We start from the raw sequence: 13,396 nt of genomic DNA, 5'->3' as shown, positions 1-13,396 counted from the left end.
GACCCGGCTAAAGCTGCGGATCGCTCATGCCCAGCAGCGCCGCGAGGAAGACGGCGACAAGGGCCAGCGCCACCTCCAGCCGGCTGTTCATCGCGATGCGCGCAAGGTCCGCGCCCCGTGCGTCCGAGCGGGCGAGGCGCAGGGCGATATGCCGGTTGCGCAAGGCGAGGCAGACGAGGCCGGCGAACATCGTCGCCTTCAGCAAAACGATGCGCCCGTAGATCGTCCCCGGCAGCGCGGCTGGCGTCTCGATGTGCAGGATCGCGGCAAGGCTACCGCCAAAGCCCACCATCAGCACCGCCCCGATGCCGACGCAGGAGAACCGCCGCAGCACGGCGCCCGGCGCCTTTCCGGCTTCATCAGGCGCTTTCGCCCAGCCGTCCAGCAGCACGATGAGCGGCAGCAGCCCGCCGATCCACACCGCCGCACCCGTGCCATGGACGGCATGCACCGCCACCAGCATCACCGCCCGCGCCCCTTCGGCGGCACCGGGATGGCCGAGCAGGCTTTCGCTCGCCATCAGCACCCCCCCCGCCGCCACGATCGCCGCCAGCCGCCGCCGTCCGCGCAGGGCAAGCGCCGCGAGCGCGGCCAACACGAGCACGACAAGCCGGAACGCCATGGCCCGGCCGAACCCGGTTTCCAGCAGGAAGCCGGAGACGAGGCTCGGGTCGGCTAGGCTCGCTGGCGTGCCGGTGATGTCCACCAGCGACGCCCCCGCCCACACGAGGGCGGAGACGAGCGCGACCGGCAGCGCGAGCAAAGCCATCCGCTCCGCCGCCCGCACGGCCGAGGCGCCCGCTGCCCCGGCCCACGCCGGAACGGCGGTGAACACGAACAGCGGCGCACCGAGCAGCACCAGCCCCGCCGCGAAATGCACGAAGCGTGCGGCGAGGATGAGGGGAAACACGTCCACTATTTGCCGACCTGGAAGCCGAAGCTGCCCTCGGTCTTGTGGGTGTCAACGGAGACGATCTTCCACTGCACCTTGTAGCTGCCGGCCGGCAGCGCCGCCCCCAGCTTCAGCACCAGCGCCTTGGGATCGGAGGCATCGGCCGCCGCGCCGGAGGCCACGGCCGAGCCGTCCGCGCGGGTGACGACGATGGAGGAAAAGCGGGGCTCCACCGCCTCGCTGAAGACGAGGCGGACCTCGCTGGGGCCGGCGGAAACGGTGGCGCCGACGCCCGGCACCGCCTTTTCCAGATGGGCATGGGCGAAGGCGGCGGAGGCGGACAGGAGGCCGAGGGCGGCCGCGGCGACGAGGGTTGCGATGCGCTTCATGATGGATCTCTCGAAAAGGGGATCAGGGAAGGAACGGACGTTCAGGGAAAGAGAGGCTTTCCGATGCCGTTCGGGAAGATGTCGTCCAGGAAGAAATGCAGCTGGCCGATCACGCCCACATGGCTGCCGCTCTGGGCATTGATGGGAATGAGCGCCTCAAGGCCCACCTGCACCGCGCCATTGGACCAGATGACACCGGGATTGATGGTGCCCGTGGTGATGCGCGCACCGTCGCCGATGTTGGAGACCGGCGACTGGAAGCTCGCTTCGATGATGGGGGTGAGCTGCTTGATGAAATCCGGCTGCCCGGTCATCTCGCGCACATTCTGGTTGAGGTAGGGCAGACTGTATTGCAGCGACAGGCCCCAGGTGAGCACACGCGGGTTGGATTCGAAGGTCAGCGGATCGGTGAGCTGGGTGGGCAGGCCATAGCCCAGCTGGCCGGTGATGGCGAAGGGGCGGAGCAAGGCGAGGCTGTCCGGCAGATCGCCGAAGCCCTTGCCGAAATAGAGGTTGGGCGACACCGTGGTGTAGCTGTCCACCACCTTGGAATTGCCGGTGCCACCCCATTCGATGCTGAGGCCCACCGAGAAGATGAATTCATGCTCCGCATTGTTGAGGAGCATCCATTTCAGCGTCGTCTCGATATTGTCGAAGCCCGAATGGCCGGGGGTATTCTGCAGCCAGCCGCTTTCGACCGAGATGCCGAGCCACGGGGTGATGGTCTTGGCATATTCGAACGAATAGCCGGTGCCGCCGACGCCGTCGCTATCCTTCAGATATTGCACGGTAGGCAGAGCGAGCTCATCGGCCACGGCCGGATCGTCGAAGGTGAGGGTCGCCGGGAACACGCGGTCGCCCGCGATTCCATGGGCGTGCGCGGAGGGCGGATGCGCAGCGAGAAGAAGGCCGGTCAGCGCGCAAAGGCTGACGGCACTGTGAAGCCGGGTCATGAAAAATCCTCGTGAGAAACCGAAGGCGCGCGCTCGCGCGCCGGTTCAGGCGGCCTTGACGGCGGTCACGAGGTGGGGAGGTGCGCGCGGCGGCGGCCCGCGCTTGAAGGGAAATTGGGTGGCGAGCTGGACGGCCGGAAGATCGGCACGCACCATGTGGAATCTGCCCACGGCACCGAGGGCGACCGGCGTCGGCGGCGGCGCCAGCATCCCGTCGGCACAGGGACAGGCGATGCAATCCGCGCAGCAGGGATGGGCGGGGGATTGATCGGGGGCGGAAGAGCCCGCCTGCCCGCTCTCGTGCTCGCACAGCAGGCCAGCGGCGACGAGCCCGTCGACCTCGACCGCATTCCACCTGAGGCCCGCGGCATTGCCGGCCTGAACGAAGGTGGCGACACCGTTGACGAGGATCAGGACGACGAAAAGCAGACGCAACGCAACGGGAAGGCGCAGGACGACCGGAAGGCGCAAAGCCGCGTGTGCGCGTCCGGCCCATCCGGCCGCGCGGTCACGCGCCTCACTGCCTGCCCCGCCCCGCATCCCACCCTGCGTGTGTTCGTGTCCCGAAGGCTGCGAGAATACCAGCGAAGATGAGGATGACGCAACCAACGGCTCGGTTCGTCTTGCCGCATTCGTCGAATTACAGAGAAAAACCGGAAATGACGCTAGGTAAAACTACGCCACCCCTCCCCACACAACCTGGGCGCGCAGCCCCTATCCGCCGAAGAACACCCGCTCGGCCGTTCCCCGCAGCAGAAAGTCCCTTTGTTGATCGTCGAGGGGCGCGCGGCGGGCGATGAAATCGAAAGCCGCCTGGAGGGTGTTGGGCGGCTCGCGCTCCAGCACCGGCATGTCGCTGCCCCACATCAGCCGGCCGGCGCCGAAGGCGGCGAGGAGGGCGACGAATTGCGGGATCACCCGGTCGTAGGGAGGCGTGTCATACTTGTTGAGGCCGGAGACCTTCACCGTCACGCCCGGAAAGGCGGAAAGCGCCAGAAGCCTGTCCAGCTGCCGGGTGTCGCCGGGCTTCACATGGGCCATGTGGTCGAGGCAGACATTCGTCGCGGGGTAGCGCCGGCACATCTCGGCCACATGCACGAGCGCGTCGTCGCTCATATCCGGGCTGTCGCGCAGGAGCGGGCACAGCACGAGGTTTTCTTCCGCCGCCGTCGCCCAGATGGTGGCCATCACCGAAGAGGTGAGCCAGGAGGCGGTATTGACGCCCCTCAGGCGGACCCCCTTCACGCCCGCCGTCTTGGCCGCCTGCATGGCCTCCGGCGCGTCGGCCCGCCGATCGTCCACCGCGCCCACCACCGCGAAGGTGCCGGGGTGCGCCCGCGCGGCATCCGTCAGATAGGAGCTGTCGAAACCGAAATAGCCGATGTGCTGAACCAGCACGACCCGCGACACCCCGATGGCCGCCTCCCGCGCCAGCACGGTGTCGATGTCGTAGTCCGGCGGATCGCGGTCGCGTGCCGTCTGGCCGTTGACCATGGGATAGCGGGAGAGATCGCCGCCCCAGCTGTGGCTGTGTGCATCAATGAGCCCGCCGGCCGCGGCCCGTGCGCCCGAAGCGATACCCCCGGCGGCGGCGAGTGCCGCCGCGCCTTTCAGCAGGCTGCGGCGATCAAAGCCGCCTCTGTCCCGCGCCCCGACCCGGCCCTCGCCTTGCGACATCGCCTGCCTCCCGCCCGGAACAGCCGCGCCCTAGATGGGCACGGCCCGCGCCGTTCTGGCAAGAGCATCGGCTGCTGCCGGCCGCGGATCAGATCAGCGCGTCCGCGCTCCCGTGCACGGGATGAAGCACGTCATGCACATGCGCCGCCAGCGCCGCCGCCCGGTCGGACAGCTCGTGCACCAGCGCGGGATGCGCCGACTGCGCATGGTCGAGAATGGATGAACCGATGGCCTCGAGATAGTCGGCGACCGCCGCCGGCAGATGGAGGTCCGGCAGGTGATCCATGGCGAGCGCCCCATGGGCGTGCGACGCCGCCTCCAGCAACCCCGCCGCCCGCGCCTCCAGCGTGGCGAACACGGCGGAGAGATCGTCCGGCGCGCCCGACGCGGCCGCCTTCAGGGTCGCGAAGGGGTCGGAGACCATGGCATTGGCGGAGAGAAGGGTCGGAGCGTCCGCTTCGAAACCCAGCGCGACATGCGCGCTCGTCGAACTCTTCTCGGCGTCGGTGACGGTGAAGGTCACGTCCCGCGCGCCGCTCGGGGCGGAGGCGGCGGTGGAGCGATAGGAGACCTGCTCGGCGAGTTGGCTCGCCTGCGCATCGGAAATGGCGGCGGAGAAGGTGAAGGCGAGGTCGTGCCCGTTGTGTCCATCGGCCGAGACCGTGCCGACCTGCTTTCCATCGAGATAGAGCTTCTTGCAGGTGATGCTGAAATGCCCATCCGACAGATAAAGCTGATCGGTCGCGGTCGCGCCGGCGAGATGGACTGCGAGCTTGCCGCCCTTGAAGCCGGTGAGGTCGGGGTTGGCGACATGGACGTCGGCGTCGATGACCACACCGGCAGTCGCCTGCGAGGCGGAATGGACCGACTGGGCGTCGAGGCCGGAGAACACGGGCAGGTCATTCTCAGGCTTCAGCTTGAGCAGCATGGTGGCTGAGGTATCCGCGCCGGACGAGTTTAAAACTCTATAAGTGACGACGCGACCGAACGCTGAGGGCGCGTCGCCATCGTAGTAATATGACACCGCCCTCGCCGCCCTCGCCATAGCGGTCATAGATTCTGCTGTTACGTTCGGCTCAAGAGTGACCGATATGTACGGACCGCCTGACGTGACTGTTCCGACCAGCACATCATTATAATAAACAGATCCAAAGTCTTGTCCGTAAACGACCTTTATCCCCCCACCCTCTTTAAGGTAGAAATGGTCATTCCCACCAAAATTGGCAACATCGACAAGAAAGTATCCTTGGGTGAAAATATCAGGCGATGACGCCGTAAACGTCACATTCGAATCCAGCACCACCGGACCCGCATTCACCGTGTTCTCCGCCAGCGTCTTGCTCCTATCGAGCCCGCTGAAGCCGGTTTTCGCCTTCGCCGCCATGACCGCAACTCTCCCTGACCAGAGTTGCAATTAGGGGTAGCTAAGCGCCGTGGCGCGGTCTAGGCGGTGACGGAACGGCAGGCGGAAGACGGAGCCGGCAAGCGACCAAAGGGCAACAGTGACGGGCGGCGGCGCCGGCCGCCGAAGAGCCGCCCGCTCGCAACCCGCGGCAACGGCGGCGCGGGAACCGGAGCCCCTGCCCTACCAGCGCAGCAATCGGCTACCCACGAGCGCGCCCACCGCCGTCACCACCGCCACCGCGATGCTGTACCAGGCGAGGACGAACAGCGGGGAATCGTCCACGCAATGGAGGGCGTAAAGCGCGGCGCCGATGCCGCCCGCAGCGAGGCCCGCGGCGGCGCCGGCCAGCGTCGGGTGGGTGGGGGCGCCGCGCCGCAGGGCGAGCAGGAGCGCGCCCAATGCCGGGGCGGCGATCATCGGAATGAGCGTCGTGCAATAGATGGCGTAACGGCCGACGAGTTCGTGCCGCCACTGGCTCGCGGGCGTCGTCACCAGCTCGGACGCAACACCCGCCGCAAGCAGGAGGGCCGGCACCAGCAGGGCCCGCGCTGCCCGTCCCACCGGCGCGCCGGGTTGCGACAGGCGCAGCGCCAGCACCACCGCCGATGCGGCGAGCGTGAGCGTCACCGCGAACTTGAAGGCGAGGCGCCATTCCACCAGTTGCGTCAGAAGATGCGGCCGCGGCGAAAGACGCAGGGCGAAGACGCACGCCGCCGCCACGACGCCGACGACAAGCGCCAGCGCCAGCGTGCTCCTGAAGCTGCGCACCGGCCGCGCGTCGGCGGCGAGGGCGCGTATGAGGTCATCGGTCTTCACGTCGTTCCTTCACTCCTCCCTCAGGCGGGCCGAAAGGCTCGCAAAGGCGCGATGCAGCGCCACGCGCACCGCGCCGGGCGTCATGCGCATCCGCTCCGCCGTCTCGGCGACGGAGGCGCCCTCCACCGCCACCGAGCGCAGCACCGCCTGCTGCTTCTGCGGCAGCAGGGCCAGGTGCTGTTCCACCTCCATGGCCCCGGTGTCGGGCCGCTCCTCCGGCGCCGGGAGGAATTCGGCGAAATCCTCCACCGGCACCTCCACCCGCCGCCCCCGGCGGCGCAGATGGTCCACCATCTTGTTGCGGGCGATGGTCCAAAGCCAGGGCCCGAGGGGGTCCTCGGTGCGCCAGGTGTGCCGCTTCAGATGCACCGCCAGCAGGGTCTCTTGCACAATGTCCTCCGTCTCCGCCGTGGGCGCGCCAAGGCGGACAAGGCGGCGCTGGACCACCATGCGCAGCGCGGGCGCCAGCTCACGGAGCAAGTGCTCATAGGCCGCGCCATCGCCGGCAAGCGCGCTCCGCATCAATTGCGCCCACCGCAGTTCGCGGTCGTCCATCTACACGTTCCCGAGGGTCAGTTCGCATGCACCCATCCGAACGTTACAGCCCGAACCGGCGACGCGCTCATTTTTCGCAAGGATCATTCTTCGCCGCTTCCCGCAAGGCAATGGGCGAAGGCGGGGCGCTTGGCCGCGCCACGCGGATATTGGCCGCCCCCGAACCTCGCCGCGCCATCGGAAATCGTGCAAGGCGCGGTGCGCAAAGAGGGCGATGGTCGGCCCGAAGGCCATCCTTTGCGCACCGCGCCTCATCCGCAGGCGGCGCGCAGCCGGGCAATTGCGCCCTGTCGAGGCAAAGCACCCCCGGCACCGGTCCGGGAACCGCGCCCACACCTGCCGCATAGGAATATGCGCAAGTGCCCCTGCACATTTGCGCCCTTCCGCGCACGGGACACCACGCCATCATGAGCCGGCGTACCCACCGCCGCCCCACTGGCAGAAGAGCCCGATGACCGTCCAATATCCCCGCTTCAAGGCCGCCGCCTGCCACGCCTCGTCCGTCTTCCTCGATGCGGACAAGACCGCCGAGAAGGCCTGCGACCTCATCGCCGAGGCCGCCGCCAACGGCGCCGCGCTGGTGGTGTTCCCGGAATCCTTCCTGCCGGGCTTTCCGGTGTGGGCGGCGCTGCAGGCGCCTATCTACAATCACGGCTTCTTCCGCGCGCTGGTTGCTGAGGCGCAGAAGCTCTCGGACGGCGCCATCCGCACCATCCGCATGGCGGCGCGCCGGCATGGCGTGCACGTCTCCCTCGGCTTCACCGAGGGCACCGACGCGAGCGTCGGCTGCATCTGGAATTCCAACGTGCTGATCGGGCCGGACGGCGCGATCCTCAACCACCACCGGAAGCTCGTCCCCACCTTCTACGAGAAGCTGGTGTGGGCGAACGGCGACGCGCGCGGCCTGCGCGTCACCGCCACCGAGATCGGCCGGGTCGGCATGCTGATCTGCGGAGAGAACACCAATCCCCTCGCGCGCTATGCCCTGATGGCGCAGGGGGAGCAGGTGCACATCTCCTCCTATCCGCCGATCTGGCCGACCCGTCCCCCGGAGGAGGATGGCGCCTATGACCTGAAGCGCGCCATAGAGATCCGCGCCGGCGCTCATGCCTTCGAGGCCAAGGTGTTCAACATCGTCGCCTCCGGCTTCGTCGATGCCGCCATGCGCGAGGCCATGGGCAGCATGGGGAAGGCGAGCCTCGACGTGATGGACAATTCCCCGCGTGGCATCTCCATGGTGCTCGATCCCACCTCGCAGGTGGTGGGCGAGGTGCTGGGCGAGCACGAAGGCATCCTCTACGCCGAGATCGATACCGCCCGCTGCGTGGAGCCCAAGCAGTTCCATGACGTGGTGGGCTATTACAACCGCTTCGACGTGTTCCACCTGGAGGTGGACCGCTCCGCCCGCGAGCCGGCCTATTTCTCCGAAGGCGCGGCTATCGCCCGCGCCGCCGAGGACGGGGCGCTCGACCCCACGGCGGACATGCTCTTCGCCGATGGCGCGGCCTGATTTTTCCTCGACCGGGGCCGGCAACGACCGGCGCCGTACGGCCTCACCAGAACAAACCCTTCCAGAGGATCATCACATGGCAACGGATCAAATGCTTGCCCGCCGAAAACTGCTCAATGTCGCGGGCGCGGCGCTCGCCGCACTGTCGCTGGCGACGGCGCCCGCGCTGGCCCGCGACACGGTGAAGATCGCCTTCATCGGCCCGCTCACCGGCGGCAATTCCGCCACCGGCCTCGGCGGCCGCAATTCCGCGTCGCTGGCCGTGGACCTGCACAACGCCAAGCCCGACGCCAAATACACCTACGAGCTCGTGCCGTTTGACGACGAATGCAAGCCGAACGTGGGCGTTCAGGTGGCCACCAAGGCGGCCTCCGACAAGTCCATCATCGCCGGCATCACCCACTACTGCTCGGCGGTGGCCATCGCGACGGTGGACACCTACAACCGCTTCGGCCTGCCGGTGGTGGTGTGGGGCGCAGTGCTGCCGGAGATCACCTACGGCAACGACTACAAGGAAATCCACCGCGTCAACGGCACGATGATCAATGAAGGAAAGATGGCCGCGGAGTTCCTCACCAAGCAGGGCTTCAAGACCTTCGTCGTCATCCACGACACCACCGATTACGGCAAGGGCCAGAACAAGTATTTCGCAGAGAATCTGAAGCCCCAGGGCGGCGAAATCCTCGCCACCTTCCCGGTGCCGCCGGACCAGCAGGACTTCACCGCCGAACTCACCAAGGTGAAGGAGCTGAAGCCGGACGTGGTGTTCATCGGCGGGCTCACCCCGCTCGGCGTGCGCGTGCGCTCGCAGATGGACCGGCTCGGCATCCCGGCGCAGCTTGCCGGCGTCTCCGGCATCATGAGCGCCGGCTTCATCGAGGGCGCCGGCCCGGCGGCCGAGGGCACCGTCTCGTTCCACAACGGCGCGCCGCTGACCAAGTATGCCGACGGCAAGGCCTTCATGGACGCCTATGCCAAGGCCGGCTATCGCGAGGACCCGGACGCCTACGGCCCGTTCGCCTTCTCCGCCGCCAACCTCATCATGGACGCCATCGAGAAGGCCGGCCCGGACCGCAAGAAGGTGCGCGACATCCTCAACACCACCAAGGGCTACAAGGCGCTGGTGGGCGAGATCAATTTCGACGACCACCGGCAGAACATCGTCTCCGCCAACGTCTATGTCTCGCAGGACGGCAAGTGGGTCTACTGGCCCGACAGTGCCTATGCGACGGGCACCAAGAAGCTGCCGGGGAAGGCAGCGAGCAACTGACGCCCTCCCTGTGCCCCGGACCAGCGACACCGCAGGTGGAGCGCCGATCCGGGGTCCAGGGGAAACGTCGGCGAAGCCGGCAACACCCCGCGGTGCGGGGAATGGAGCCGCCTTCGGCGACGTGACGCGCTGGGCCACGGCTCTCCTTCCACGGCGCTGCGCTCCGTTCCAGTCGGCCGAGGCGCGAGGGTGGTGCCCCGATCAGAAAATCCCCCGGCGCCCTTCTTGCAGCGCGCCGGCCTGTGCTCCCCTTGAGAGACCCGCCATGGACCCCGGACTTCTCGCCCAGTACCTGTTCAACGGGCTGATGCTCGGCACCATCTACGCCATCGTCGCGGTCGGCTTCTCGCTGTTCTTCGGCGTGCTGGACGTGATCAAGTTCTCCCACGGCGACGTGGTGACGGTGGGCGCCTTCTCCGCCTTCGGGGCGGCGGGGCTAATGGCGGCGCTCGCCACCCTCTCCGGCCCGCTGGCGCTGGCGGTGGGGCTCATCGCGGCGCTCGGGGCGGGCGCGCTCTCCGGCGTCATCATCGGCCGGCTTTTGGTGCTGCCGCTGAAGAACGCGCCGGGCGTGAACGTGCTGCTCGCCACCCTCATGGCCGGCACCGTGCTGCGCGAGGCCATCCGCCTCGGCGTGCCCAACGGCGGCAATCCCAAGCCCTTCCCGGCCCTGCTGCCGGAGGGGGTGCTGAAGGCGGGATCGTTCAGCGTCGGCATCGACAGCGTCATCATCCTCCTCGCCGGCCTCGCGGTGGTGCTGGCGACCCATCTCGTCATCACCCGCACCCGCCTTGGCCTTTCCATCCGCGCGGTGGCGCAGGACGAGGAGGTGGCGCAGCTCGCGGGCGTCAGCTTCAACCGCACCGTGCTCGGCACCTTCGCTCTGGGATCGATGCTCGCTGGCCTCGCGGGGCTGATGCTCGGGCTCTACTACCGGGAGATCAACTTCAACATGGGCGTCATGCTGGGCATCATCGGCTTTGCCTGCGCGGTGGTGGGCGGCCTTGGCAGCCTCATCGGGCCGATCATCGGCGGCTTCCTGTTCGCGGGCGTGCAGACCCTCGTCACCGTCGTGCTGCCCTTCACCAGCGCCTACAAGGACGTGGTGGCCTTCGCCGTCATCATCGCCCTCATCGGCCTGTTCCCCACCGGCCTCATCGCCGAGAAATCCAGCGAGCGGGTGTGAGATGAGCATGGCGGACCTTGCCCCCTCCGTTCCCGCGCAGACGGCCCGCAGCGGCGGCCTCGCGCGCCTTGCCGTGGCTGCCACCGTGGCCCTCCTGTTCGCCGGCGGCGGCTTCCTGCTCCATGCCGAACAGCAGGGCCAGGTGATCGCGCTGCTCGCCGCCTTCGTCGCGGTGTTCGCGCTGGCCGAGAAAGTGCCCGTGGGCCGACGCATCGTCGGCCTCTGCCGCGCCCATCCCGGCACGGTGAACCTCACCGCCGCCGTGAGCATCCTCGCCATCGCCGCCGCGCTGCGCGAGGAGCATTACACGCTGCTGATGATGGCAACGGTCGCCCTCTTCGCCACTGCCGCCGCGGGCCTCACCTTGCAGATGGCCTTTGCGGGCGTGCCCAATTTCGCCGGCGCCGCCTTCTTCGCGGTGGGCGCCTATGTGGCAGCTCTCTTGGGGAATACGGGCATCCCGCACCTTCTCGTCCTGCTCATCGCCGGCCTCGCGGCGGCGGTGCTGGGGCTCGTCCTGCTGCTGCCGGTGCTGCGCACGCGCGGCCACTATGCCGCCCTCGTCACCATCGCCTTCGGCCTCTTGCTGCGCGCCTTCCTAGAGGTGAACGACGTGCTGGGCGGCCCGCAGGGCATGAAGGTGAAATCCTTCTCTTTGTTCGGCCTCGACTTCAGCCGGATGACCGAGATCGGGCCCTACGACGTCTCCTTCTATCTGCCCTATGCGCTCGCCTCCTGCGCCCTGTTCGGCCTCGCCTTCTTCCTGGTGCGGCGGCTGGAGACCTCGTTCGTGGGCGTGGCGCTCGATGCGGTGCGCTCGGACGAGGTGGCGGCCAGCGTGTTCGGCCTTTCCATCGCCCGCTGGAAGGCCACCGCCTTCCTGCTCGGCAACGCCATGATCGGTGTCGCCGGCGCCCTCTACGGGATGATGAACGGCTTCGTGAATCCCAACAGCGCCAATTTCGGCGACAGCCTCATCATGCTGTCCATCCTCGTGCTGGGCGGGCTCGGCAATCTGTGGGGCGCTGTGGTGGCGGCGGTGGTCATCCTCGTCATTCCGGAGAAACTGCAGGCGATCCAGGAATTCCGCCTCGTCATCTTCGCCCTGCTGGTTATCGCCATCCTGCGCTTCCGCCCGTCCGGCCTCATGCCGCGCGCGGCGCGCGATTTCTCCGCGCTCGTGAAGGGAGGGGCGAAATGAGCCCGCTGCTCGCCTGCTCCGGCCTCACCATGCGCTTCGGCGGCCTGACGGCGCTGGACGCCCTCGACATCCGCGTCGGCAAGGGCGAGACCATCGGCCTCGTCGGGCCGAACGGCTCGGGCAAGACCACCTTCTTCAACGTGCTCACCGGCCTCTACAAGCCCTCCGCCGGGGCGGTGCAGCTCGCCGAGCAGGACCTGTTCGCCCGCTCGGCGCAGGAGATCGGCCGGGCCGGCGTCGCCCGCACCTTCCAGCGCTCGCGCCTGATGCTGGACCAGACGGTGTTCGACAACATCGCGCTGGGCGCGCTCGGGCGGCTCGACCTCAGCCTACTCTCCGCCCTCGTGCTGCGCGGCCGCTTCCGCCGCCAGCTGTCCGAGCTGGTGGAACGGGCGACAGCCCTCACCCGCCGCTTCAACCCGCAGATCGCGGCCAATCTGTTCAAGCCGGCCGGCAGCTTCACCATGATCGACCGGCGGCGCATCGAGATCTGCCGCGCCCTCGTCGGCTCCCCGCGCCTCCTCTTGCTGGACGAGCCCTCCGCCGGCATGACCCATGAGGAGACGCGGGCGCTGATGGACGACCTCCTCGCCTTCCGGGAGGAGATGCCGGACCTCGCCATCGTCCTCGTGGAGCATGAGATGGACGTCATCCGCCGCATCTCCGACCGCTGCATCGTGCTCAACTTCGGCAGGAAGATCTTCGAGGGGCCGTTCGATGCCCTCATCGCCGACCGCGAGGTGCAGACCGCCTATCTCGGAGGTGCGCAATGAGCCGGACCGAAGCTCCCCGTCCCGAAGCCTCCCGCCGCCTCTCCGTCTCCGGCGTCACCACCGGCTATGATCGGGCGGACGTGCTGCACGACGTCTCCATCGAGGCGAAGCCGGGCCGCATCACCTGCATCCTCGGCGCCAACGGGGCGGGCAAATCCACCCTCATCCGCTCCATCCTCGGGCTGACGCCGGTGCGGCGCGGATCGGTGGCGTTCGGCGGCGACACCATCACCAACCTCGCCACCCACCGCATCGCCGCGCTGGGCATCGCCACCGTGCCAGAGGGCAACCGCGTGCTGCCGCGCATGACCGTGCTGGAAAACCTGAAAGTCGGCGGCCTGCTCGAGAAGGACCGCCACCGCCTCGCCGCGCGCATGGAGCGCATGTTCGAGACCTTCCCGCGGCTGAAGGAGCGGCGCAACCAGCTCGCCGGCACCCTCTCGGGCGGCGAGCGCTCCATGCTCTCCATCGCCCGCGGGCTGATGACCGATCCCGAGCTGATCGTCTTCGACGAGCCCTCCCTCGGCCTGTCGCCGCTGTTCGTCTCGGAGGTGTTCCGCATCGTGCGGCAGCTCAAGGAGGAGGGCTACACCATCCTCCTTGTGGAGCAGAACGTGCGGCAGACGCTGGATGTGGCAGATGACGGCTATGTGCTGGCCCAGGGCCGCGTCGTCGCATCAGGCACCAGCGCGGCGCTCGCCGCCGATGGGGAGCTGCACAAGGCCTATTTCGGCGTTCATTGAACCAGATCACAATTAGCCCGCGCGGC

General features: G+C 68.1%; 14 protein-coding genes. 6 read left to right on the top strand and 8 right to left on the bottom strand.

The features are described from left to right. Positions 1 to 7: 7 nt before the first annotated feature. The 8 genes from EJ105_RS28000 to EJ105_RS10810 all read right to left on the bottom strand — a co-directional run bounded on the left by EJ105_RS28000 (position 8) and on the right by EJ105_RS10810 (position 6,687). On the bottom strand, positions 8 to 916 hold the full coding sequence (locus EJ105_RS28000; RefSeq protein WP_250166336.1) for a CopD family protein: 909 nt from the start codon (positions 914 to 916) through the stop codon (positions 8 to 10). Further along, positions 916 to 1,281, bottom strand: coding sequence for a copper homeostasis periplasmic binding protein CopC (gene copC, locus EJ105_RS10840; RefSeq protein WP_250166335.1), 366 nt, complete (start codon positions 1,279 to 1,281; stop codon positions 916 to 918). The genes EJ105_RS28000 and copC overlap by 1 nt, the downstream gene beginning before the upstream one ends. Before the next feature lie 41 nt (positions 1,282 to 1,322). Then, positions 1,323 to 2,234 (bottom strand): hypothetical protein, encoded by a 912-nt coding sequence (locus EJ105_RS10835; RefSeq protein WP_051678684.1) that lies wholly within the window; start codon positions 2,232 to 2,234, stop codon positions 1,323 to 1,325. Between the two features lie 45 nt (positions 2,235 to 2,279). Beyond that, positions 2,280 to 2,669, bottom strand: coding sequence for a hypothetical protein (locus EJ105_RS10830; protein WP_250166334.1), 390 nt, complete (start codon positions 2,667 to 2,669; stop codon positions 2,280 to 2,282). 279 nt (positions 2,670 to 2,948) lie between these two features. Next, on the bottom strand, positions 2,949 to 3,911 hold the full coding sequence (locus EJ105_RS10825; RefSeq protein ID WP_250166333.1) for an amidohydrolase family protein: 963 nt from the start codon (positions 3,909 to 3,911) through the stop codon (positions 2,949 to 2,951). A gap of 88 nt (positions 3,912 to 3,999) precedes the next feature. Then, positions 4,000 to 4,839 carry a hypothetical protein gene (locus EJ105_RS10820; protein WP_250166332.1) on the bottom strand — a complete coding sequence of 280 codons (840 nt, stop codon included), beginning with the start codon at positions 4,837 to 4,839 and terminating at the stop codon, positions 4,000 to 4,002. Between the two features lie 657 nt (positions 4,840 to 5,496). Further along, a complete protein-coding gene (locus EJ105_RS10815; protein ID WP_029554873.1) occupies positions 5,497 to 6,132 on the bottom strand; it encodes an NrsF family protein in 636 nt (211 codons plus the stop codon). Positions 6,133 to 6,141: 9 nt separating this feature from the next. Then, complete coding sequence (locus EJ105_RS10810) at positions 6,142 to 6,687, bottom strand: sigma-70 family RNA polymerase sigma factor (RefSeq protein WP_024278211.1); 546 nt, start codon at positions 6,685 to 6,687, stop codon at positions 6,142 to 6,144. Between the two features lie 451 nt (positions 6,688 to 7,138). Between EJ105_RS10810 and EJ105_RS10805 the strand changes: the two genes are divergently transcribed. From EJ105_RS10805 to EJ105_RS10780, 6 genes are all read left to right on the top strand, one after another. After that, positions 7,139 to 8,197, top strand: a complete 1,059-nt coding sequence (locus tag EJ105_RS10805) for a carbon-nitrogen hydrolase family protein (protein WP_024278210.1) — start codon at positions 7,139 to 7,141, stop codon at positions 8,195 to 8,197. Positions 8,198 to 8,273: 76 nt separating this feature from the next. Beyond that, positions 8,274 to 9,467 (top strand): branched-chain amino acid ABC transporter substrate-binding protein, encoded by a 1,194-nt coding sequence (locus tag EJ105_RS10800; RefSeq protein WP_250166331.1) that lies wholly within the window; start codon positions 8,274 to 8,276, stop codon positions 9,465 to 9,467. 265 nt (positions 9,468 to 9,732) lie between these two features. Continuing rightward, the gene (locus EJ105_RS10795; RefSeq protein ID WP_029554877.1) at positions 9,733 to 10,653 is read left to right on the top strand and encodes a branched-chain amino acid ABC transporter permease; all 921 of its coding nucleotides are present in this window, start codon (positions 9,733 to 9,735) and stop codon (positions 10,651 to 10,653) included. 7 nt (positions 10,654 to 10,660) lie between these two features. Beyond that, positions 10,661 to 11,854: a branched-chain amino acid ABC transporter permease gene (locus EJ105_RS10790; RefSeq protein WP_250166330.1), complete on the top strand. Its 1,194-nt coding sequence runs from the start codon at positions 10,661 to 10,663 to the stop codon at positions 11,852 to 11,854. Beyond that, positions 11,851 to 12,627 (top strand): ABC transporter ATP-binding protein, encoded by a 777-nt coding sequence (locus EJ105_RS10785; protein WP_250166329.1) that lies wholly within the window; start codon positions 11,851 to 11,853, stop codon positions 12,625 to 12,627. Before EJ105_RS10790 ends, EJ105_RS10785 begins: the two co-directional genes overlap by 4 nt. Next, complete coding sequence (locus EJ105_RS10780) at positions 12,624 to 13,370, top strand: ABC transporter ATP-binding protein (RefSeq protein WP_250166328.1); 747 nt, start codon at positions 12,624 to 12,626, stop codon at positions 13,368 to 13,370. The genes EJ105_RS10785 and EJ105_RS10780 overlap by 4 nt, the downstream gene beginning before the upstream one ends. Positions 13,371 to 13,396 lie beyond the last annotated feature (26 nt).

The organism is Xanthobacter aminoxidans (assembly GCF_023571765.1).
Taxonomy (GTDB): domain Bacteria; phylum Pseudomonadota; class Alphaproteobacteria; order Rhizobiales; family Xanthobacteraceae; genus Xanthobacter; species Xanthobacter aminoxidans.
Note: the sequence above shows the minus strand (reverse complement) of the source record. Positions and strands in the feature narration are given on the sequence as shown.